This window comes from Fibrobacter sp. UWT2, from assembly GCF_900142545.1.
Taxonomy (GTDB): domain Bacteria; phylum Fibrobacterota; class Fibrobacteria; order Fibrobacterales; family Fibrobacteraceae; genus Fibrobacter.
On record NZ_FRBF01000001.1, the window covers coordinates 77,960 to 100,432 of the forward strand.

Genomic DNA, 22,473 nt, shown 5'->3' on the forward strand with positions numbered 1-22,473 from the left:
AAGATGACAAAAATCCTTACTATTCTTCTCTTGGTGGTGGGTCTCACTACTGCATGGAGTGCTCCTGCTGAAGGTTCGGTGCAAACCCCGAATAAGAAGTTGTACGATTTCAGTTTCGTTGACATGAACTTCGAAGCGGTGTTCAGCTCTGTTTCCGTGATTGCCGGTGTGGACATTATCCTTGCTCCCGAAGTCAAGGGTAAGACAAGCCTCAAGGTGACCAAGAAGACTTGGCAAGAAACTCTCGACATCGTTTGTAGCATGAACGACTTGACTTGGATCATCGAAGACAAGTACATCTTGATTCAGCGCTCTGCCACTTATCAGGCAAAGCAGAAGAAGATTGCCGATGAAGAAGCCCAGGCCGAACAGAATGCTCCGTTGGTCCGTAAGAACTTCCAGGTTCACCACGCCAAGGCTGAAGAACTGGTGAAAGTGCTCGAAAGCATGAAGTCCAACCGCGGCCGTATTACGACGGTGGAACGCACGAACTCCATTATCGTGTACGATACCGACGGCAAGATCGAGCAGATGGAAAAGGCTTTGACCGAACTTGACGTGGAAACGCTCCAGATCATGATTACCGCAAAGCTCGTGGTCGTGAACAGCGAACGCGCTCGCGAACTCGGTGTGGACTGGACCGCAAGAATGGGTACCACTGCTTTGACTCCGGGAACGGTTACGACTCCGCAGGGAAGCGGTGCTGGCGACACCCGTACCAGTGCAGCCATTCATTCCTTGCCGAACGGAGGTTCTTCTCCGGCTGTGGGTTCTGCAACGACTGCTATTACCGCAAGCCTGTTGGACAACAACTTGCAGATTGCAATTTCCAACATCATGGGTGACGCTTCTACCGAAGTGCTCGCTAGCCCGCAGGTTTCTACACTTGACAATACCGAAGCCCAGGTGTTTATGGGTGACAAGGTCTCTATCCGTGTGATTGACGATAGCGGCGAATCTTCGACTCAGCTCGTGGAAACCGGTATCAAGCTCACGGTGACCCCGCACGTTTCTGGCGACAACCGCATCTTGCTCGACCTGCATCCTGAAAACAACTCCTATGGTTACGATGAAAAGGGCCAGGTGGTGATCAGTACTCAGGAAGCCAAGACCAAGGTCGTGGTGGCTGACGGTGAAACGGTCGTAATCGGTGGCCTTACCCGTAACGAAAATACCGAAAGTGAATCCGGTATTCCGTTCTTGAAGGATATTCCGCTGCTCGGTAACCTCTTCAAGTACTCCCGTAAGGCTGTTACCAAGCGTGACCTGATTATCTTCGTGACTCCGCGTATCATTCGCAACTACGTGGGTTCTGTGGAACTTAATGAAGTCTCCGATGCCTTGGAAGGCGCTCCGCAGGCCAAGAAGGTGGATCGCACTCCGTCTGCTGAAGCCGCTGACGGTGAAACCCCGATTGTGGAACCCAAGCCGAAGCAGGAACCTGCCCAGGAAAAGGCTTCCTCTTCTGAAAATTCCGCAGCTCCGGCTCCTGCCGCTCCTGCTCCTAGCGACGACGAAGAAGAAGGCTGGAACTAATCTAATTTACTGCGTTTAAAAAAGAGCATCGGCTATGCCGATGCTCTTTTCATATAATAGACAATATTTTTGTTTTAATGATGAATTCGTGCTTGATGCTTACTATCTCACCACGAGGGCGGCGAGGGCGAGTTCTTGGCTAGTCACGGTCCAACTAGAACTCTTGAATTCGTAGTTGAGGTCGGCGAGGCGGCGAATGACGCGGCAGAGGAGCGGTTTGCCCCAACGGCGGCAACATTCGGCGGCGTTGCCCTGTTTGCAGAACATAAAGTAGTTCTTGCCGAGTGCCTGGGCGGCGTCTTCGGCGCTAATCTTCTTGGCGGTAAGCGACATGAAGTTGAGCAGATCCACGGCGTAGCCATAAAGCGCGTTCACGATGCGGATCGCGTCGTTGTCCTTGTTGCCGTAAAGAATCTCGTGCAACTTGCGGGTGTAACCTACGGCGTCACGCATTCCAAAGTAGTTCAGAATCTCGTAAGGCGGGATTTCGCGGCGGGGCGTAATCATGGTCTTCACGAGATCGAAGGTGATTTTGGTGCAGTCCGGATCGTAAATTAAGGCTTTTTCCAGTTCTTCGCAAACGAGCTTGGTGTTCGTGCCCAAAGCGTCTGCCAGGTACTGGCTGGCGGCGGGCTCGATCGGTTTTCCGAAGTGGGCGGGTATGTTCGATGCAATCCAATCCTGCATCTTGTACTGCTTGGGTTCTTCGTACTTTTCGATTTTACCGACCTTCTGCAGAATCTTGTAGAGTTCCGAATTCGCGCGGAGTTCGTCGAAATCAAGCAAGAGCTTGCAGTCGGGGGCATCCTTGAGCCAGCGGGCGAGAGCCTTGGATTCATCGGCCTTCATGGCGTCTGCATTGCGGACGACCACCGCCTGTTCCGGAGCGAACATGGAGACTGCACCGCAGCTTTCCATGATGAGGCCGGCGACCGACGGAATGTTGGTGTCAGAGGCATACACGACCTGCTTAGAAAGCGGGTCGTCTTTGCGGTCTCCGAGGGAGTCTGTCAGGAACTTGTCGACCTGTTTGTCCTTGGAGAACTGGTCTTTGCCGATGAGGGCTAGAATCATAGCTTACTTGAAGTCGACGATTTCGAAGCGGTTCTTGCCCTTGGGTGTCACGACTTCGACGATTTCGCCTTTCTTTTTACCCATGAAAGCGGAACCCATGGGGCTCTTGAAGCTGATTTTGCCGTTCATCGGATCGACGCCTTCGGGGCTCACCAGCTGATAAACCACTTCCCTCTTGGTGGCGAGGTTTTTAGCGGTGACGGTGGCGCCAAAGCGGACGGTGTCGGAGTTTGCGTCAAATTCAACGATAATTGCATTAGAAATCTGGTCTTCCAGCTTGGGGATTTCCAGATCGATATGAGCCAGCATTTCCTTGGCGGCGTGGTATTCGGCGTTTTCGCTCAGGTCGCCTTGCTTGCGGGCTTCTTCCATTTCATCAACAACGCGGGGACGTTCGACCTTCTTGAGGAAGGTGTAACGTTCAACCAATTTGTCGTAAGTTTCTTTAGTACAGGGTGTTTTAGCCATGCCTTTAAATTAGAATTTTTTTGTTGAGCGGAATCGCGTAGTGTTCAACATAGTCGCTTTTTTGCTATAATTTAGGGGGTAAAAAACAATAGGAGATACTATGTACACTGTATTGGAAAAAGGCGGCGTTTGTTCCCCGAAGGGATTCACCGCATCTGGTATTTGTGCAGGCATTAAGGCCAGCGGAAACGCTGACATGGCTCTTTTGAAGAGCGAAAAGGCTGCACGTTGCTTTGCCGTGTTTACAACGAACAAGGTGAAGGCTGCTCCGGTGCTTTACGACAAAGCCGCTCTTGAACACGCCCACTTTGCTTCTGCTGTCGTGGTGAACAGCGGTAACGCAAACGCCTGTACCGGCGAACAGGGCCTGCGCGATGCAGAACGCATGGCTGTCCTTACCGAAGAAGCCTTGAAGCTTACCCCGAAGAGCGTACTCGTTTGCAGCACCGGTGTGATCGGCCACCTGATGCCGATGGACAAGATTGAAGCCGGTATCCCGAAGCTTGTCGAAAAGCTCCACGCCGATGCTTCCGAAGAATTTGGCCGCGCCATTCTGACGACTGACCTTGCGCTCAAGAGCCATGCCGTTGAAATCCAGACCGAAAAGGGTGTGGTGACGATTGGTGGCGCCTGCAAGGGCTCGGGCATGATTCACCCGAACATGGCCACGATGCTTGCTTTTATTACGACTGACCTTGCTTTGCCGATTGATTTCTTTGCTGAATTCCGCGCCGACATCGCTGATTCCTTCAATGCGATTACGGTCGATGGCGACACCAGCACGAACGACACTTGCATTCTCTTGGCTAACGGCATGAGCGGCCTCAAGTACGAAGACTTGACGCTCACCGAACAGGGTGAATTCCGTGCAGCACTCATGCTCGTGATGAAGGAACTTGCCAAGGATATCGTTCGCGACGGCGAAGGTGCTACCAAGCTGATTGAACTTTGCATCGAAAAGGCCGAAAGCCACGAAGAGGCTTTGCGCATGGCCCGTTTCATTGGTACGTCTAACTTGGCCAAGTGCGCTATGTTCGGCGAAGACCCGAACTGGGGCCGTATCCTCAGCAGTGCCGGTTCCAGCGGTTGCAATATGATCGCCGAACAGACGGACCTTTTCTTTGGCGACGTGCAGGTGCTTTCTAATGGCCGCCCGGTGCAACTCGACGAAGAACAGACCAAGGCTCTGCGTGCGGTAGTCCGCCAGCGTGAATACAAAGTAACGCTCGTTCTTAACATCGGTCATGCTAGCGCTAGCGCATTCACTTGCGACTTGAGTTACGACTACGTTAAAATTAATGCAGAATACACAACGTAGTAGGAAGTAGACAGTAGGAAGTAGACAGTGGTTGTCTAACAAAGACTGTTTACATGGTGTTTTCTAGCGTGAACAACATTTAGTAGAAAATCCTGCTTTCGGGCGGGATTTTCTTGTATTTTTAGGAGAAACAAGAGGATAATCATGGATAATTTCAACTTTTACAGCCCTACAGAATTCGTATTTGGCATGAACCGCGAAAATGAATGCGGTGAACTCGTTAAAAAGTATGGCGGCACCAAGGTGCTGATTCATTACGGTGGTGGCTCTGCAGTGCGTTCGGGCTTGATTGACCGCGTGAAGGCATCGCTCGATGCCGCTGGAATTGCCCATGTGGAACTCGGTGGCGTGAAGCCGAATCCGCGCGATACGCTCATTTACAAGGGCATCGAAATGGTGCGCGCCAATGGGGTTGACTTTATTTTGGCCGTTGGTGGCGGCTCTACGATCGATAGCTCCAAGGGCATTGCCGTGGGGAGCCTTTACGATGGCGACTTCTGGGATTTTTACGAGGGCAAGGCCTCGGCGACATCTGCGCTCCCGATTGGCGTGGTGCAGACGATTGCGGCTGCCGGTTCCGAAGGTAGCGGCGACTCCGTGATTACCAAGGAAGACGGCATGCTCAAGCGCGGTGCAAGTAGCGAACATATCCGCCCGAAGTTCGCGGTGCAGAATCCGGCGCTCCTTTGCACGTTGCCTGCTTACCAGACGGCCTGCGGCATTACCGATATCATGGCGCATGTGTTTGAACGCTACTTCACGAATACGCTCGAAGTGGAAATCACCGACCGCCTGTGCGAAGCGGTGCTTTTAACGATGGTGAAGGAGGGGCCGCGCGCCATTGCTGACCCGACCAACTACCAGGTGCGTGCGAACATCATGTGGGCGGGGACGGTAGCCCACAACGGTGTTGTGGGCTGCGGGCGCAGTCAGGATTGGAACAGCCACGCCATCGAACATGAACTTTCGGCGCTTTACGACTGCGCCCATGGCGCGGGCCTAGCAGTCATCATGCCTGCCTGGATGGAATACGTCGTCGACCACAACGTGATGCGTTTTGCGCAGATGGCGACGCGCGTGTTCGGCTGCGAGATGAATTTCGAGAACCCGAAGTCCACCGCCCTCGAAGGCATCAAGGCTTTCCGCCGCTTCTTGCATTCCATCGGCATGCCGATTAACTTCGCTGAACTCGGCGCCAAGGAAGAGGATATCCCGAAGCTTGTCGAAAAGCAGAACCCGGGCGACGGCTGGGGCTTTGTTCCGCTTAAGGCGAAGGACGTCACTGAGATTTATAAAATTGCGGCCCACGCAACGGTGTAACTAGCTATGAGCAGTGAGGTCGTGCTTCGCACTTTGAGGTTTGAGGCGCTTGTAGGCGTGATTATAACCTCAAAGGACGCCGAAGGCGGCCGTGCTCATGCCTCATACCTCACATCCTCAATATGATTGCACTTTTTATCGGCGGTACAGGAACCATCAGCATGGCGATTACGCGCCTTGCGGTGGTTCAGGGTTGGAAACTGTACCTGCTTAATCGCGGAAACCGCCCCGCAGAAGACATTCCTGCGGGAGTCGAAATCATTCAGGCGGATATCAACGACGAAGCTGCTGTTGCTGAAAAAATCAAGGGCATGCAGTTCGATGTCGTCTGCGACTTCATCGTATTTCACCCGAGTGCGCTCGAACGTGATTACCGCCTGTTTAAGGGTAAAACCAAGCAGTTCATGTACATCAGTTCTGCGAGTGCTTACCAGAAACCGCTTTCGGATTATCGCATTACCGAGGGCACGCCTCTCGCGAATCCGTACTGGGAATATTCCCGCAACAAGATTGCGGGGGAGGAATTCCTAATGCGCAAGTACCGCGAGGACGGTTTCCCGATTACGATTGTGCGCCCGAGCCATACCTACGATGAACGCCACATTCCACTGGGCGTTCACGGCAAGAACGGTAGCTGGCAAGTTGCAAAGCGCATGCTCGAAGGCAAACCGGTCATCATTCACGGCGACGGTACGAGCCTTTGGACCATGACTTTCAACACTGATTTTGCCCGCGGCTTTGTGGGCCTGATGGGCAATGTGCACGCTATCGGTGAATCGTTCCAGATTACAAGCGACGAGACTTTGACGTGGAACCAAATTTACAAGGCGGTTGCCGATGCTCTCGGCGTCGAACTTAAGCCCTACTATGTGTCTTCGCAGTTCCTTGCAGATGTAAGCGATTACGACTTGCTGGGGAGTCTAATTGGCGACAAGGCGAACTCCGTGGTGTTCGACAATTCCAAGCTCAAGCGTGCCGTGCCCACGTTCCGCACCGAGGTTTGTTTTGACCAAGGAATTCGCCGCACGATTGACTATGTGCTTGCGCATCCGGAATTCCAGAAAGAAGAACCCGAATTCGACGCCTGGTGTGACAAGGTGATTGCGACGCTGGAAAGCGCGAAGAAATCTTTTTAACCTCGAAACATAAACTACATTTGAACTATGAAAAAACATTTGTTCAAATGCGTTTTTAGTTTTTTTGTTTTAGCTGAGTTAATCATTATTTTTGTGGCTTGCGGAGATAATACAAGTTCTGCAAGTTCTAGAGACGATTGCCCTGAAAATTATATTTGCGATACAACCTACACCGATGTGAGGGTCTATAGCTTTGTTTACTATGTGGGCAAAGATTCCCTAGATACGGTGACGGCGACAACGGATAGGATGACTTGTGATATCGAGGATGATAATTTTCATTGTTCCTTGATGTTTATTCATGGGTGTTTTTCCTATAGTTATAGCGTGGCAAGCGCAAATGGTATCGTAAAGGATTCTGCCAAGCATTTAACGGTAAATGTGACGCGAGTCGACACGACCTACATCAATTATGGCAAAAAACGCTTGATTGATTACGTGCCGGCCTATGTTGAAGTTCCCAAGTTGTCGGAAAAGAAATTGCAAGACTTGTTCGACACGTTGATACTCAAGCCCTATGATAGCAAGTATTATTCCTATTATGGGCATACAGATCATTTCTTGAGCAACTATTATATTGATGGCAAAGACTTGCCCGATGGATTTGGAGTTTCTTCTAATACGGAAAGGATTGTAACGCTTTTAGGTTGTGGGGATACCACTTATACGAATTATCCGCTGATACCTAAAGATGTAGAAACTCGTTTGTACATGTTTCTTGAAGAACCGCTAGAAAAGGATACCACGATTACGTGGATGGCATATTACACCGATATGTACGGTGTCGAGGATTCTTTAGAAGTGACGACTTTCGTTACGATGGAAGAGGATTAAATCGCTTTTTTTAGAAGGCTTTAACCGCTTATCTTGAAAGTTCCACTGCGTAGTCGGCGGCGTTGACGAAGTCTTGCGCGTGCTCGATGGCGATGACGGTGTGGCCCGCTTCGGTGAGGCCGCGGATAAGGTCGAGTAGATGCTGGATGTCCTTTTGATGGAGACCACGTGCGGGTTCGTCGAAAAGGAAAAGCGTGTTCGGAGCCTTCGCGCGAGCGAGGGCGATGGAAAGGCGCAAGCGGGCGCGTTCACCGCCGGAGAGGTGCGTCGTAGTCTGTCCGAGTTTCAGGTAGTCGAGGCCCGTATCTACAAGCGGCTTGAGCTTGTCGGCGAAGGGCTTCATGTTGATGAATAGCTTGTAGGCGTCACCGACTTCTAGGTCATAGATGTCGGCGATGGAAAGCGACTTGAAGCGGACTTCGAGTATTTCATCCTTAAAGCGTCTGCCGAGGCATACGGGGCATTCGGATTCTTCGTAGCCCGCGGGGTCGAGGATAACGCCTTCGCCCTTGCAGTTTTCGCAGCGGCCCCCGGGGGCGTGCGTCGCGAACTTGCTGGCGGTGTAGCCGCGGACCTTGCTTTCGGGGAGTTTTGCGAACAAATCGCGGAGAATTGTGTTCAGGTTGATGGCCGAGGCAACGGTGCTGCGACGGTTTCCGTGGAAATCGCCTGTAGAAAGAATCGATAGAGCTTGGATGCCGAGACTTTCAAATTCACCCTTGGTGGCGCGTGGGGCAAGGTTCCTGAAGAAAATCGTGGACTTGCCGCTACCGCTCTGGCCCGTGATGACGCTGAATTTTTGAATCGGGAAATGCGCGGTGACCGGCTTCATGTCGAACATCGCGAAGTTCTCAACATCGATAGTCGCGTCGCTACGCTTCTCGCTTTGACGTTTTAAATTTCTTCCTACTTCCGGCTTCCTACTTCCTACTTCTCTAATCCAATTCCCTGTGGGCGATACCGGATTGCCAAGAATTTCTTTTGCTGTTCCTTGCAACAGAATTTCTCCGCCTTTTTCGCCGGCGCCAGGACCCATTTCAATGATCCAGTCGGCTTTCTTGATGAGGGCGGGATTGTGGTCGATGAGGACGAGCGTGTTTCCGCGGGATTGAACCTTCTTGAGGACTTTCCAGAGGGCTTCCACGTCGCTCTGGTGCAAACCGCTGGCGGGTTCGTCGAGGACAATCAGGAGGTTGTTCAGGTGCCCGGTGCTGAGGCTCGAAAGCCGAAGTCTTTGGACTTCGCCACCCGACAGGGTGGCGCCTGCACGCCCTGCCGTAAGGTAACCGATGTCAAGGTCGACAATCGCCTGGATGCGGTCAATTAACGTGCGGAATGCGGGTTGCTGCTTTGCCGACAGTCGATTGTCAAACAGGGCGTGCAGCCGGCTTTCGAGTTCCGCGAAGGGCGTGTTCAAGATGTCTTGCCACGTGGTACGGATTTTGCGCGGCTCATCTTCACTTGAAATACATTCAATCGCCGCGTTCAAAAAATTCTGCTTGAGTCTAAGTCCTTTGCAATCAGGGCATTCTTCGCTGTTGTCGCCGTCTTCGATGATTCCGGTGCCGCCACATTTTTCGCAAACGCTCGTGCGGGAATACGGCGACAAGTCTTCTGGTGCGAGCGGTCTTGAAAGCTGCGCTCCATGTTCCGGGCAGCGTGGCACCGTGCTGAAAAGTTTGCGGTTCCCGTTGATGTCTAGAATCAATTCGCCGTGTGTGAGCTTCAAGACTCCATCGACTGCTTCGGCAATGCGGGTGCGCGTGTTCTCGCGAACAATCACGCGGTCTACGACAATAAAGAATTCCTTCGGGACAATCTTCTTTTCGTTTTCAGTCAAGTCGGCAAGCGAATAGCTGACTTCATCTGCCATGGCGCGCGTAAAGCCTTGCGCCAGGAACACCGCCGCCAACTTATCGAGACTTGTTCGTTTCTCAACATCAATCCGCGCAAAAAACTGCAGTTTGCTCCCTTGCGGCAGGCTTGCTATCTCGCGAATCATGTCTTCACGACTCATGCTTTCCATGGGCTTTCCGCAAATGGGGCAGGCAGGCTTCGCGTACGCTGCAAACAAGGCGCGCAATGTCGAATCGCATTCCGAAATGCTCAAGGCGTAAGCCTTTGCTGGCGTTTCGCCGTGACTTGGGCCAACGGCAAGGCTTGCGGGTAAACCTTCGGCGCTATCCAGCGGAATAATGCGACGACCGCCGAGCAGTTCCGCCGCAAACGGCGAAAGTGTTTCCAAATAGCGGCGTTTGGATTCCCCGTGCAGGGTGTCAAGCACAAGCGTCGACTTTCCGCAGCCCGAAGGTCCGCATACAACAGAAATCTTGCCCAGCGGGAACTGGGCATCGATATTCTTTAAATTGTGCAGCCTACAGCCGCGAATGGAAATAAAGTTATTCAACAATCACCTTTTGCAGTTTCTTTCCGACACGAATCAGGTATGTTCCTGCTCTCGGTACAGCAATCTGCATGTAGCCTTTTTGTAGAGCACCTGCAGAAACTGTTTTGCCTTGCATGTCGAATAGGACGTAGCTTGCATACTCCTGAACGTTCGAAAGCAAAATTGTTCTTCCAGAAACTTCGAGCGAGAAGTTGAAATCCTTGTTGTTCTGTAAGACAAAGACTTTACCCTGGCTGCTAGAAGAATTTGCACTGCTAGACGATTTGACCGTAGATTCCAAGCTAGAGCTGGAATCTACGCTAGAACTGGACTTTGCCTGCGAACTGGAGGAATCGATTTTCTGGCTGCTAGACGATTTCTCCTGAACGCTAGAGCTAGAACTTGCCGGAATGCTAGAGCTGGATTTGGGTTCCGAGCTAGAAGATATGGCCTGCGAACTAGAACTTGCGACAACTGGGGTCGGCTTTTCGTTGAATATGGGGTAGCCTCCGTTGCGAGTCCATATGCCGCTGTTTTGCTTTTCGTTGTTCGACGTGTTCAAGATATTGACGAATTTGTCACTCTGCATGGATTCCGTATTCATGGGAGTTATAGCAACAATTGCTGTGAAACTCTTGCTGTTATAGCCACTAGGATTAATAGGATCAATGTAAAACATACTCACTTTATCTGCAGTGTCGCGAACGAATGTGGAATCGTAAAAAATGCTTGTGGTGGTGTCTTTAAACGTGCGATCAAATTCATATGCAAATGGTTCAATGGGGCCTACATAAGCAGCCTTTACTGGCGCCGCATTATAGACATTTTCGTAATAGTTGTGGTAAATGTATTTATTGCCAATAATACCGCCTGCAGCGGAATCGGATTTTATTTCGCCCCAGTTATAAATATTTTGCATTTTGTTGTATCTTGCGAAACCACTAATCCCGCCTGCAAAAGATTTTTTTCCACTAGCCGAAATGGACGCTGTATTTGAAACGATGTTCATATCGTTCCATACTGAGAACCCGCATACTCCACCAACATAACTCGTGGTGGTGTCGGTTTCGTTTGCTACAACTGTGACTGCACCTTCATTAAACGCATAGCTGATTTGATTCTTATCTCCAGATGAACCGGCAATTCCTCCAACATGAGTGCCTGGCTCTGTCGTGAGGTAAGTCGGGGAACTGTATGCCGTAATTTTTCCTAAATTGCGGACATTCTGGATTGATCCGTTTCCTCCTTCGCCGATAATACCGCCCACGTGACCGAATCCTGTGATGTTTCCTTTATTGATGCAAGAATCAATGGTTCCTCCTGCTCCTAAAATTCCTCCAAAAATCGCTTGAGACCATCGTGACGAAGTGGAATCGATGATTGTGATATCGCCTTCGTTTGTAGAATTCTTGACAGAGCCTTCTTTGCCAATGCCGCCGACCTGGAGTATATACTTGATTGCAACGCTATCGGCAATGTTGACTTTGATTGAACCCGAGTTTACGCTTGAATCGATAGATGCCGTTCCGCTGGAGATTCCTCCGATGAGAACATTCAATTTGCTTTTGTTGTAGTTGAATGTAATGTTGCCTTCGTTTCTGGAATTCTTGATTTTTCCTCCATTTACTGCAATGCCTGCGATACTCATACGCTGTTCTTCATCGCTGGCGAGGTCGCCGTAGAGATTGCCTTTATTTATGGCGTTTTCGATCACGCCTGCATTGGTGAAGGCTATCCCCGCAATGCTTGCGGGCTGTGGGGATGATAACTTTATTCCGTTTCGATCAATGGGTAGGCTTATGTTCCCGTAATTGGTTACGTTCTTGATTGTTCCGGCGTTGTATCCCACAAAGCCTGCAATATATTGCAGGCGTTTAGTTCCTTCCGTAAAATTGCTGTAGTTTTCACAATTTTCGATAATGGCACCTTCTATATTGCTTACAACAAAACCGTATAATTCTACTGCAGTAGAATCAATAAAGGCATTACGGAGAGAGCTGTTCTGAATGACTCCTTCGTTGTCGTAAGCGAATGCACTGGCGTAATTGGTTGCGTATCCCGAATGAGGATTCATGAATGTATTTACCAAGTTGACGTTGCGGAGAACTGCCCCGTTATGAATGCTGGAGAACATCCTGCCGTTTAATCCATATATACTGTGCCCATCGCCATCGAAAACGAAGTTCTCTAAGAGTGATCCTGTCAGATAATTTTCAGGCAAATATTTTGTGGTGTCTTTGGACAAGTAAATGTTGTTTGCAAGAATCACTCGATCAACATACTGGTTTTTCCCGGCAATCCTGCGGGTGGTATTCTTGATGTACCAGGCATACTCGCCAGGGGTCGAAATCACCTGGTAGAGCGAAGAATCCTTGTGCATCTTCAATACGGGTTCCTTGAATTCTCCGTTCCATCCGATAATAGGCGTTTTTTCTGTGGGGTTGTCGTTAAATACGACAAGGCTTGAATCGGTAATGATGTTGGAGTATTTGGCGTAAATCGTCTGGCTGTCCGTAAATACGGTTGTTTTGGTCACGGGCGTGCCGACAGAGTCTATCCAGCCCTGGAAGTATCTTCCTTCTTCAGATGCCGCTAGTGGAATTTCTTGTAGATGTCCCTTGGAATCGGTGTAGGCTGTTTTCACGTAAAGGCTGTCGTCAAGCAATATTTTTTGAATGGGTAAATTGGTGGAATCCGCGAAGAACGGGTATGAACCGTTTGTTGTCCATAGATGCAAAACGGAATAGAATCCGTCAAAACTGCGGTCTACGAACACTGTTCCATTTTTTACGATATCATTGAGTTTGCTTGCGAATTCAACGGTTTGCATGTCCTTGGTAGACATGCCGCGCATTTCCCAGTTGATCTCTTTTGTACTGTCTTTGGCAATAGGCTGAATGCCGGGCACTTCGGTTGTATCATAGAAGCCGCCGATCACTTGGCCGTAGTTGATGGCGATGATACCGCCTGTAGAAGCGTTGCCCTTGGCGTTTTCGGTATAAGAGATGGATGAACCGATAATCGCGAAGTTTCGTCCGCAGAGACCGCCGACGTTGCCTCCATCGATGGAACCCCTGTTGATAGATGCAATGACGCTGCCGTTGATAGATGCTATGTCGTTGCCGCAATCGCCGCCGATACCCCCGGCATAAAGAGATCCTGTTACGGAACCTTCGTTGATGCTTTGCGTGCCGCCGCCTTTTCCGGCAAGGCCTCCCGCAATTCCGCCTTTGACTGTGCCTTTGTTGATGCTGTATTGGGCTTTACCCGAACCGGTAATGCCTCCGACATAAGAAGTGTCCCACCCTTGGATGACGCGCGTGTTTGTGATGGAACCCATGTTTTCGCAGAAATCAGAGTTGCCGTAACCGACGATTCCGCCGACTCGGTTCCCGTTTGCTGAAATCGTTCCGCTGTTTTTGCTGTTTGTTGTATGGTCGTCTTCTCCGGCGATACCTCCGACATCGACGTCTCTTCTGTATAGATTGTCTCCAGTGACGGTAATGTTTCCGGAATTAATGCTGTTGCTAATTTTTTTGCTTTCACCGACAATGCCACCAATGTTGGCGTAAATGTCTTTAAAATCAGCGACAATTTCACTAGAATTAGAACAACTGTCTACAGAACCTCTGAGGTATCCGACGATCCCTCCAAGGTGGACCCTTTCGAAAATGGAACTTGTCGAATCCTCGAAATGAAGCATGTTTTCGATACTGTGAACGTTTATGAGGTCTGCTTTTGCCTGTCCAGCAAAAAAGCCTGCATAAAAATATCTATACTGATCGGGCGAACCGGCTTTGTAGTTCAGCGTTGAATGGGCGATGGTCAAGTCTCTGACAGTGCCGTTAAAGAACTCGAACAAGCCTAACACAGAGTCCGGGGATGTAATGTTCAAGCCGGAAATCGTATGGCCGTTTCCGTTAAACTCGCCGCTGAACTTTGCAATGGGTTTCCACTCGAATTCAGAAACGCTTGTGGAATCATCTCCAAACACGAGGTCGCTTGCAAGCGTCAACGTGATTGTCGGAACTTCGGCAAGGGTGTCGAGTTGTTCTGCAAGCCCCGCGAGTTGTTCCGGAGTAGAAATCTCGCATTGGTAGATGCCGTATGCGATTATCGCCTCTTCGTTACATAAGGGCTTTTCTGCCTTGCCACTCCATGCGGCAAGGCAAGCGGATGCTGCCAAAAGACAGATCGTACTATAAATTTTTATTGAACTCAAGATTTTCGCCTTTTAATCCTAAACGGGCTTTACTCTCTAATCGTAAAGCGGAGTTCTCCGAACGGAGTGCAGAAGTCCAAGTTCTCGAGGCCGTTGGTTTCGATGCCGCTGAACATGCGGTAGCCGCCGCCAATCGAAATCTCGAGCATCTTCGTGACACGGTAGTTAAAATGCACGGCCATGTCGGCGGTAAAGAAGTAGTCTTCGGATTCAAAGGCTTCGTCGTCCGGTTCCATCACATAGAGGGCGCCGCCGCCAATTTGAATCGGTACAGAGATGGAAAAGTCGTTGATGCGCACCGGGAACAGTTCCACGAAGCCACCCACGGACATGTACTTGATCATCTGCTTGTCGGTGACGTTGTAGTTACGCACGTCGCTTAAAAGTCTGGACACCCAGACACCCGTCGAGAGCAGGGGATTGATATCCAGACCGATGCGGAGGTTTGCAAAGATGGCACCATCATCAGCCACGAGCACGTTACCGCCGCTCACGCCGATGAACGCCTTCAAGCCGTCGTTCGACTTTTCTTCGGGCGAATACTTTACGCTCTGCAGTTCTGCGTTTGCGAAGGCCACCAGGGCCACCAAGAGAATGAGAATCTTTTTCATAAGCTAAGTCCTTTTTCTTACAATGTATAAAAAAAACGGCAAATGGCTCTAGGCCAGATTGCCGCTATTTTAATTCTGAAATCCGGAAGCCGAATTACAGTCGATCTTTGGTCATATTCAGGCCTTCGGCGGGGCTTCCTTCCCAGTTCCAGATGCGATCCTTGGATTCGGGCCAGGTGCAAATCGTCCACACCACGGAATTTCCGCAGAGCACGATGGTCCAGATGCCGAACACCAGGAAAAGGATAAGGGGAATAAAGGCGAGCGAACCATAGAAGATAGACATACGCGTCACGAGCATGGTCTGGATGAGCATCAGGATTTTTACGTAAATGATGATGAAAATCCATGCAAGAACGGTAATGCCGATTGAAGAGACAAGCAACTTTTTCTTGGTGTAGTTCTTGGGGTCCGGTCTTGCGGGGAGCGCATACAGGGTCAAGAAGATAATCAAGAGGAACGCTCCGTGGAATGTGAGGTACCAGAAAGCGTTGATGAGTCTCTTGAGTACTGACGGGTCAAAATGCAATCCGTCAACCACAATGACCGAAAGCGCATTTTGCAGATAGTTCACAAAACCGGCATAAAGACCGATAATGCCTGCAAAGATAAGCAGAAGCGGGGTGTAGATGCGGATCTGCTTGTGCAGCGGGCGAGACACCTTGTTTTCCCACACCACGTTGAAGTTCGATTCCAGGCTACCGAAAGCGAGGATGAACGTGATGAATAGACCCATGGCTCCAATGAACCCGAGTTTGCCGATAGGCACGTGCTCCGCATTTTTCACGATCGTGATAATCGGGTCGACAGGCCAGTCAAGGTCCAAGAAGGAGAGCAAGTGCGGCAGGTAGTCCGAGAAAAAGTTGCCGAAACCGACGGCAATGGTAATGGACGTCAGGAGAATGAGAAGCGGAACAACAGCCAAGAAAGTGGTGTAGGTCAGGGCTGCGGCGCGGGTAAGCCCGTGAAAGTACAGGAAGGACTTGCCTGCAATAATCGCAACCTTGACGGGGGTAACGGAACGTTCGGCAATATAGTCGAACATCCGCTCCCAGGAAAATTCTTTAATCCAATTTGGCATTACGAACAAGAATTACTTGATGGTGCTGGTCAGGCGGAAGGCGAGACCGACATCGGACATTTCTTTTTCGCTGTAGACGCTAAACTGAATTTTGGACTTGCCGATGCTCTTGACGTAGGCGACGGTCCATGCCCAGTCGTCGTAAGTACCCTTGGGGGAACCGTCCAGGTTGTCACGCTTGTTGATGTATTCCCATTCCACCATGAGGTGGCTCATCAGGGTGTTCATGAAACCGGTTTTCGGAGCGAGGTCCAAGCCCAGGTAGAACGGCTGGAAGTAGATGCCCGGCTGGAAATACTTGGATTCGGGGGCGATATAGTTTGCAACTTCGGTATTCAGGTCGTCGTCCTGGGTGTAAATGCAGGCGTATTCACCGTAGGCACGGAGAATGGGGAGAAATTCGTAGCTGGCGTAGGCGGCTACACGGTGGGTAATATAGGCGGTGTTCTGCACCACGTCGATGGCGTTAGAACGGTAGGCCACCTTGACTTCCAGAGGGAAGGTGAACTTCATGTCGTCTTCGATACGAACGTAACCCTGGTTGGCGGTGCCGTTCTTGGTGGCGACCATGGCGTTCAACTGGTTCAGGCCGTTTTTCCAGCCCATTTCAACAGCGTTGTGGCTGTAATCGCGCATCCAGAGGCCGCGCTTGGTCAAATCCTTGTCAACATAGGTACCGAAGTTGGTGGACTGGGACCAGTCGGTCTTCCAGCGACCGATTTTCAGGTTCAACTGGTTGTTGTCGTTGAGAGCCCACTTGTAGTTCACCCAGTAGAGGTCAGCGAGAATCTTGTCGTAGCTCGTGGTTTTGCCGTCGCCGTCCTTGATCTTGTTGCCGAATTCCGGGGCGAAAATGCGGAGCATGATGGTTCCGTCCAGGTTTTCGCTCTTATACTGACCGCCGACGTTGGCGCGAATCCAGCCACTGCTGAAGTTGTTGTCTTCGTCGTTGATGGACTTGGTGACTTGGGTCTGAACGTTGCCCTTGAGGGTCATATTGTCGGTAGCATCAGCGGCAAAAGCGGAAATGCCCATCGCGAGAGCGGCCGCTGCGATTTTCCTGAACTTCATGTTTACTCCTTGAAGGTTTTTTGTTTTCGTGTCCAAATTTAGAATATTTTTTCTAATTTTGCCTCGATTTTCAAGGAGTGTTCCGTGAAACGGTTTCGTTTTGGCGTTTTGCCCGTTTTTAGCGCAGTTTTGTGTGTAAATCTTTTTTCGTTTCCTGCGCTTGCCCGTGATTTATTGCCCAACAAGACTCATGCTGTACTTACAGTGACGTTCACGAACGACCAGGATGTGCCTCAGGCGCACAAGAAGTTGACATTTGTAGGACAGAACGACCCCAATAAGAGAGTGACCGTGACTACGGATGCAGAAGGTGAGGTCACTTTCCATATTCCCCGCGAAGAAACTTATACAATCTACTGCGAAAGTGTAACGGGACCCTTTGATTGCGGTACTTCTCCCTACGTGTCGCCGACGGCAAGTACGGGTGGCATTACGGTGGTGTTTGACGATACCCGTGTGGAATTGAAAGGCGTAAACTTCAAGGCCGGCAGCGCAGAACTGGAACCGGAGTCCATTGAAATCCTGGACAAGGCCGTGGCCGGAATCTTGAAGAATCCCTTGGCCCACATCGAAATTCAGGGCCATACCAGCTCCGAAGGGGGCGATGCCTTTAACCAGACGCTTTCGGAACAGCGCGCCTATACGGTATTCCTTTATATGACCGAAAAGGGCGTTGACCGCGGCCGTCTTTCGGCAAGCGGTTACGGTTCTAGCCAGCCTAGGGCTTCGAATGCGACCGAAGAAGGCCGCCGAAAGAACCGCCGCATCGAACTTCGTGTACTAAACGAAGACGAAGTGCAGGTGGAACACAAGTAGGTTTAGGGTTCTGAATTAATTCTTGCGGAAGCCTTCGTCGGAAAGAATAATCTTTCCTTCGCGGAAGAGCGTTCCGAGGATTTTCTTGAAAGTCTTCTTGGACATGCCGAATTCGCGGCGGATGTCTTCGGGATCGCTGTGGTCGCCGTAAGGTAAGAAACCACCGGCTTCTTCAAGCTTTTGCATGATGGCGGAGGGGCTTTCGCTCTTCATGATACCCTTGTAGCCCACGGGCGTGAGGTTCAGGGTTATCTTTCCGTCTTCAGTGAAACGTTGTATGTAGCCAGCCATGGTGTCGCCGATGTAGATGCGCGGCGTGTTGGGAGTAACCATGAGGCGGCCCGTGTAGCGGTAGTCTACTAGGAAATCAATGTGGTCGCGGGTGACTTCGTAAGCGGCGAGCTGCACCTTTTGGCCCAAGTGGAGTTCCGAAGTGTCGGGGTTCAGGAAGCTCTTGATTTTTTCGGTGGCCACGATGCGGTTGCTCTTTTCGTCTTCGAGAATGTACACGACGCAGCGGTCGCCGCGCCTGAGTTCACCGAGCTGCTGCTTGTAGGGAAGGAACAGGTCCTTGTTCAGGCCCCAATCCAGGAATGCGCCGATGCGGTTCACGTCCTTGACTTCGAGTACGGCAAATTCGCCGACGGTAGCGTAGGGCTTGTCGAGGGTGGCAATGGGGCGGTCTTCGGAATCCATGTAGACAAATACGTCCAGGACTTCACCTTCTGTGAGGCTGAATTCTTCTTTTTTGCCGGGGAGAAGCACGCGCCCGCCGGTTTCAAGTTCCAGGTAGTAACCCTGGGGCATGATTTCTTCTACCCGGGCGCGGTTGTATTTGCCTAATTCCATAAGGGACCTTCCGTTCAAGTGATTTAGCCCAAAAATAGAAAAAGTGCAGGGGAGAACAAAGGGACTATTTTGAACCGAATTTTCAATTCCAGCGTATATAAAGTAGATCCCCCTTACAAAAGGATGTTTTATGAATCTAAATCAAATGATGCTGCACGACAAATCGGCTCGGAATTCCTTGCCCCGCGAAAAAATCGAAAAATACGGGGCGTCGGCCCTTACGAACGAAGAATTGCTCGCCCTGATTCTTGGCAGCGGGAACCAGGATTGCAATGTCTTTGAGCTTTCTCGCCACCTGGCAGAATTCCTTTCGGACCAGACCCAGGTGCCCACTTTAGACAAAATTCGCGAAATTCGGGGACTTGGCAAGGTCAAGTCTGCCCAAATTCTGGCCTGCCTCGAACTTTCGGGACGGTATATTCTGAGCGCCAAGTCGAATCCGATCATGGCTCCGGAAGATTTGATGTCGCGGCTTTCGTTTTTGAAGTACGAGGAACAGGAACACTTGGTGGTGGTGACCCTGAATTCGGTCAATTGCGTCATCCGGGTGCATGAAATTACGACAGGGCTTGTCAATAAGACTCCTGTACACCCCCGTGAGGCCTTTGCCAAAGCGATTGAAGACCGTGCCGTTTCGGTGGTTTTTGCCCATAATCACCCCTCGGGATCGTTGGAACCCAGCCTGGAAGATTTGGCCATTACGCGGGTCCTTTGTGCTTCGGGCCGGATACTCCAGATTCCCGTCTTGGACCATGTCATTGTGGGGAAGGGGGGATTTTCGAGTATTTGCAGGGAGCAGCCGGAGTTATTCGAGAAAACTTTCCAGCCGATTTAGGCCCGGAGTCTACAAAATTTCAAATATTACAAAAATGTTACAAATGGTTTGTTGTGTGATTTTCATTGCGATTTCTAAAAAAAAACGCATTTTTTTGTTGCTTTTTTGAGTAATAAGTTATATTTACATTAGTTAAATCGGGTAGCCTTGTTTGGTAGGCCGCCCACTATAAGGAGACGCTATGAAAAAGGTAGCTATGGGCCTTGCCCTTGCTTTGGCAGCTTCTGCCTTTGCAGGACATCCCCAGACAATCAACAAGGAAGGCTTCGTGGGTGTGAACAAGACCCAGGCAGCTCAGTCCCTTGGTCATTCCAAGCTAGTGTTTACCCTTTTGGGCGATGCCGCTTTTGGCAATGACATGTTCCCTAATAATGATGCAGATCCTGCATATGCCTTGACGGAATCTTATGTTGATGCAGGTTTATTTGCACAAGAAAGAAACGCTAAGGTTGGCGATTTCTTGGGTGGATCGGCTTATATCGGTTTTGCCATTGGTATTTGGCATTATTTCGATGTCGGTGTTACGTTGCCGGTTTACTACGACCAGTTTACTGCAGAAGATGTCAATAAAAAGGGTCCCATTTCTAACTCGAAGGTTGGATATGTGGGTAACTTGAAGGGTGACGTTAAGATCCGTTTCCCGCTCCCCGAAGACCAGGTCTTCGATGTTGCCGTGTTCGGTGGTGTGACTGCCGGTACGTCCAATGCGACCAAGCAGGGCCTGTGGATTCGTGAACCGGAATACATCAACAAGAAGAACGGCGTTGCTTACCCCTTCGGAAACAAGGTGACCACCATTAAGGGCGGTCTTGCCGTGACGATGGATGTCAGCAAGCTGGACGGTGGCGACGGCTTCCCGTTCTTGCTCCACTTGAACGGCGGTTATCGCTATACCATGAATGACGAATATCAGTCACTTCCGTTCATGAGTGCTGCTGCTGAAATTTATTTCCTCGAATTCATGTCTCTCTTTGCAGAATTCTACTGGGATATCCAGCTGGATGATTACGAATACTGCATGGGTGACTTGTGTACAGCCAATGGCGATGGCAAGCTTGACATGAAGCAGCTGACTGGCGCCTTGGTATTCCACCTGCCGGTGGGTGTCGATATCCACTTGGGTGCTTCTTATCACCTCGGTGCTGACAAGTTCCTGTCCGGTGTGGAAGTCATGAGAGATGGCGACCGCTCTGGAGCCATTGCTACTGCATGGGCTATGGAGAATGGTGCCATGGTTTCGGATGGAAATGGTGGCTACTTGACGGAATTTGTGGAAGCTGACGCTGTCCATGCTGACCGTATTCGCGTCAACCCGAAGTTCACCGTGTACGGCGGTATCACTTGGAGCGGTTTCCTGCTGGCTCAGGACCGCGACGGCGACGGTATTACGGATGACGAAGACAAGTGCCCGGACGATATCGGTCACCGCCTGAATCAGGGTTGCCCGCTGGGTAATCCGGATGCTGATGAAGATGGCGTTTGCGATGCCTGGGTTGCTGAAAAGGGATTCGAATCTGAATTTGCTGATGTTTGCGAAGGCGTTGACCAGTGCCCGAACGAAGCTGGCGAAGGCGACGATGGTTGCCCGCTCGACAATCCGGATGCTGATGGTGACGGCGTTTGCGATGCCTGGGTGTCTCAGAAGAAGATGCTCAAGAAGTTTGCTAATGTCTGCGAAGGCATTGACGATTGCCCGGCTCAGGCTGGTTCTCCGGCATTCAACGGTTGCCCGACCAAGCAGCCGGACCCGGATGGTGACGGTCTCTGCTCTCCGTGGGTGACTGACGAAGGCGCCATGAACGAATTCGCCGACATTTGTAAGGGTTACGATATGTGCCCGGGTGAAGCCGGTTCTGCTGCCAACAAGGGTTGCGCATGGGATGATCCGGATGCCGATAACGACGGCCTCTGCGACCCGTGGGTGACTGAAAAGAAGATGGGCTTCTACTTCGAAAAGGCTGCTGAAGACGAAGCAATGGCTAAGGAATGGTTCATTGACAAGTCTTGTAAGGGTATCGACAAGTGCCCGACCGAACTCGGCCCGGCTACTAACGAAGGCTGCCCGCTCGGCAACCCGGATACCGACAAGGACGGCCTCTGCGATCCTTGGGTGACCGAAAAGAATATGCTCGACCAGTATGACGGTATCTGCTCTGGCGTCGACAAGTGCCCGACTGAAGCCGGTGAAGCCTTCGCTCAGGGCTGCCCGATGGAAAGCCCGGACCCGGATGGCGACTCCCTCTGCTCTCCGTGGGTGACCAAGCAGAAGATGCTTGACCAGTTCGCTGAAATGTGCCATGGCTATGACCGTTGCGAACTCGAAGCTGGTCCTGAATGGAACAAGGGTTGCCCGATTGAAGACGATCCGGACCCGGATAAGGACGGCGTCTGCTCTGAATGGGTTGCTACCAAGAAGCTCCAGAAGGAATTCGAAAGCGTTTGTACCGGTATCGACCGCTGCCCGGATGAACCGGGTGACGACGGCCATGGCTGCCCGAAGAAGGCTGTCGAAAAGCTCGATGGCGTGACCTTCAAGAGCGGCAAGGCTACCTTGGAATCCAACGCTAAGAAGATCCTCCAGAACGTGGCTAAGAAGCTCGTCGAAGAAGATAGCTACAAGGATTTGAAGATCGTGATCCAGGGTCACACCGACAACGTGGGTAAGGAAAAGACCAACCAGAAACTTTCCGAAAACCGCGCTAAGGAAGTGATGAAGGTGCTCACCAAGGCGGGCGTCAAGAAGGATCGCATCAAGGCTATCGGTATGGGTTCCAGCTGCCCGGTGGATGACAACAGCACCGCCGAAGGCCGCGAAATGAACCGCCGTATCGAAATGCACTTCGTAACGCCGGATAACGACGGTACCCAGTGCGAAAGCAACTTGGTTCAGTAATCTTCGCTAACCTTTGAATAAAG

General features: G+C 50.8%; 16 protein-coding genes. 8 read left to right on the forward strand and 8 right to left on the reverse strand.

Annotation, left to right across the window (positions count from 1 at the left end; translation table 11 throughout):
• Positions 1-3 precede the first annotated feature (3 nt).
• On the forward strand, positions 4-1,536 hold the full coding sequence (locus tag BUA40_RS00295) for a secretin N-terminal domain-containing protein (protein WP_255369153.1): 1,533 nt from the start codon (positions 4-6) through the stop codon (positions 1,534-1,536).
• A 102-nt stretch (positions 1,537-1,638) separates the two neighbouring features.
• On the opposite strand, the gene holA is transcribed toward BUA40_RS00295, so the two are convergent.
• Together holA and greA are read right to left on the reverse strand one after the other, a co-directional pair.
• Positions 1,639-2,610, reverse strand: a complete 972-nt coding sequence (holA, locus tag BUA40_RS00300; RefSeq protein ID WP_072797133.1) for a DNA polymerase III subunit delta — start codon at positions 2,608-2,610, stop codon at positions 1,639-1,641.
• Between the two features lie 3 nt (positions 2,611-2,613).
• The gene (gene greA, locus BUA40_RS00305; protein WP_072797134.1) at positions 2,614-3,078 is read right to left on the reverse strand and encodes a transcription elongation factor GreA; all 465 of its coding nucleotides are present in this window, start codon (positions 3,076-3,078) and stop codon (positions 2,614-2,616) included.
• Between the two features lie 100 nt (positions 3,079-3,178).
• Between greA and argJ the strand changes: the two genes are divergently transcribed.
• From argJ to BUA40_RS00325, 4 genes are all read left to right on the forward strand, one after another.
• Complete coding sequence (argJ, locus tag BUA40_RS00310; protein ID WP_072797135.1) at positions 3,179-4,396, forward strand: bifunctional glutamate N-acetyltransferase/amino-acid acetyltransferase ArgJ; 1,218 nt, start codon at positions 3,179-3,181, stop codon at positions 4,394-4,396.
• Positions 4,397-4,540: 144 nt separating this feature from the next.
• Positions 4,541-5,716, forward strand: coding sequence for an iron-containing alcohol dehydrogenase (locus BUA40_RS00315; protein ID WP_072797136.1), 1,176 nt, complete (start codon positions 4,541-4,543; stop codon positions 5,714-5,716).
• Between the two features lie 122 nt (positions 5,717-5,838).
• Positions 5,839-6,852, forward strand: coding sequence for an SDR family oxidoreductase (locus BUA40_RS00320; RefSeq protein ID WP_072797137.1), 1,014 nt, complete (start codon positions 5,839-5,841; stop codon positions 6,850-6,852).
• Between the two features lie 93 nt (positions 6,853-6,945).
• On the forward strand, positions 6,946-7,686 hold the full coding sequence (locus BUA40_RS00325) for a hypothetical protein (RefSeq protein WP_143149638.1): 741 nt from the start codon (positions 6,946-6,948) through the stop codon (positions 7,684-7,686).
• A gap of 28 nt (positions 7,687-7,714) precedes the next feature.
• Here BUA40_RS00325 and BUA40_RS00330 read toward each other — a convergent pair whose 3' ends face one another.
• The 5 genes from BUA40_RS00330 to BUA40_RS00350 form a co-directional block, all read right to left on the reverse strand.
• Entirely contained in the window at positions 7,715-10,093 is a 2,379-nt protein-coding gene (locus BUA40_RS00330; RefSeq protein WP_072797453.1) for an excinuclease ABC subunit UvrA, read from the reverse strand.
• Positions 10,086-14,258 carry a hypothetical protein gene (locus BUA40_RS00335; RefSeq protein ID WP_072797140.1) on the reverse strand — a complete coding sequence of 1,391 codons (4,173 nt, stop codon included), beginning with the start codon at positions 14,256-14,258 and terminating at the stop codon, positions 10,086-10,088. Before BUA40_RS00335 ends, BUA40_RS00330 begins: the two co-directional genes overlap by 8 nt.
• Positions 14,259-14,323: 65 nt before the next feature.
• On the reverse strand, positions 14,324-14,905 hold the full coding sequence (locus BUA40_RS00340; RefSeq protein ID WP_072797142.1) for a hypothetical protein: 582 nt from the start codon (positions 14,903-14,905) through the stop codon (positions 14,324-14,326).
• Positions 14,906-14,999: 94 nt separating this feature from the next.
• Positions 15,000-15,950 carry a YihY/virulence factor BrkB family protein gene (locus BUA40_RS00345; RefSeq protein ID WP_255369133.1) on the reverse strand — a complete coding sequence of 317 codons (951 nt, stop codon included), beginning with the start codon at positions 15,948-15,950 and terminating at the stop codon, positions 15,000-15,002.
• A 48-nt stretch (positions 15,951-15,998) separates the two neighbouring features.
• Entirely contained in the window at positions 15,999-17,057 is a 1,059-nt protein-coding gene (locus BUA40_RS00350) for a hypothetical protein (RefSeq protein ID WP_072797145.1), read from the reverse strand.
• 84 nt (positions 17,058-17,141) lie between these two features.
• Between BUA40_RS00350 and BUA40_RS00355 the strand changes: the two genes are divergently transcribed.
• Positions 17,142-17,873, forward strand: coding sequence for an OmpA family protein (locus BUA40_RS00355; protein ID WP_255369134.1), 732 nt, complete (start codon positions 17,142-17,144; stop codon positions 17,871-17,873).
• A gap of 15 nt (positions 17,874-17,888) precedes the next feature.
• On the opposite strand, the gene BUA40_RS00360 is transcribed toward BUA40_RS00355, so the two are convergent.
• Positions 17,889-18,722 carry a CvfB family protein gene (locus BUA40_RS00360; RefSeq protein ID WP_072797149.1) on the reverse strand — a complete coding sequence of 278 codons (834 nt, stop codon included), beginning with the start codon at positions 18,720-18,722 and terminating at the stop codon, positions 17,889-17,891.
• Positions 18,723-18,852: 130 nt separating this feature from the next.
• Here BUA40_RS00360 and radC point away from each other — a divergent pair, with 130 nt between their 5' ends.
• Together radC and BUA40_RS00370 are read left to right on the forward strand one after the other, a co-directional pair.
• Positions 18,853-19,557 (forward strand): RadC family protein, encoded by a 705-nt coding sequence (gene radC, locus BUA40_RS00365; RefSeq protein ID WP_143149639.1) that lies wholly within the window; start codon positions 18,853-18,855, stop codon positions 19,555-19,557.
• Positions 19,558-19,738: 181 nt separating this feature from the next.
• Positions 19,739-22,450 (forward strand): OmpA family protein, encoded by a 2,712-nt coding sequence (locus BUA40_RS00370; RefSeq protein WP_072797153.1) that lies wholly within the window; start codon positions 19,739-19,741, stop codon positions 22,448-22,450.
• The last annotated feature ends 23 nt before the right edge of the window (positions 22,451-22,473 follow it).

Coding starts and splice junctions, on each gene's coding strand:
- BUA40_RS00295 (WP_255369153.1), top strand. CDS start 4: ATGACAAAAATCCTTACTATTCTTCTCTTGGTGGTGGGTCTCACTACT.
- holA (WP_072797133.1), bottom strand. CDS start 2,610: ATGATTCTAGCCCTCATCGGCAAAGACCAGTTCTCCAAGGACAAACAG.
- greA (WP_072797134.1), bottom strand. CDS start 3,078: ATGGCTAAAACACCCTGTACTAAAGAAACTTACGACAAATTGGTTGAA.
- argJ (WP_072797135.1), top strand. CDS start 3,179: ATGTACACTGTATTGGAAAAAGGCGGCGTTTGTTCCCCGAAGGGATTC.
- BUA40_RS00315 (WP_072797136.1), top strand. CDS start 4,541: ATGGATAATTTCAACTTTTACAGCCCTACAGAATTCGTATTTGGCATG.
- BUA40_RS00320 (WP_072797137.1), top strand. CDS start 5,839: ATGATTGCACTTTTTATCGGCGGTACAGGAACCATCAGCATGGCGATT.
- BUA40_RS00340 (WP_072797142.1), bottom strand. CDS start 14,905: ATGAAAAAGATTCTCATTCTCTTGGTGGCCCTGGTGGCCTTCGCAAAC.
- BUA40_RS00345 (WP_255369133.1), bottom strand. CDS start 15,950: ATGTTCGACTATATTGCCGAACGTTCCGTTACCCCCGTCAAGGTTGCG.
- BUA40_RS00350 (WP_072797145.1), bottom strand. CDS start 17,057: ATGAAGTTCAGGAAAATCGCAGCGGCCGCTCTCGCGATGGGCATTTCC.
- BUA40_RS00360 (WP_072797149.1), bottom strand. CDS start 18,722: ATGGAATTAGGCAAATACAACCGCGCCCGGGTAGAAGAAATCATGCCC.
- radC (WP_143149639.1), top strand. CDS start 18,853: ATGAATCTAAATCAAATGATGCTGCACGACAAATCGGCTCGGAATTCC.
- BUA40_RS00370 (WP_072797153.1), top strand. CDS start 19,739: ATGAAAAAGGTAGCTATGGGCCTTGCCCTTGCTTTGGCAGCTTCTGCC.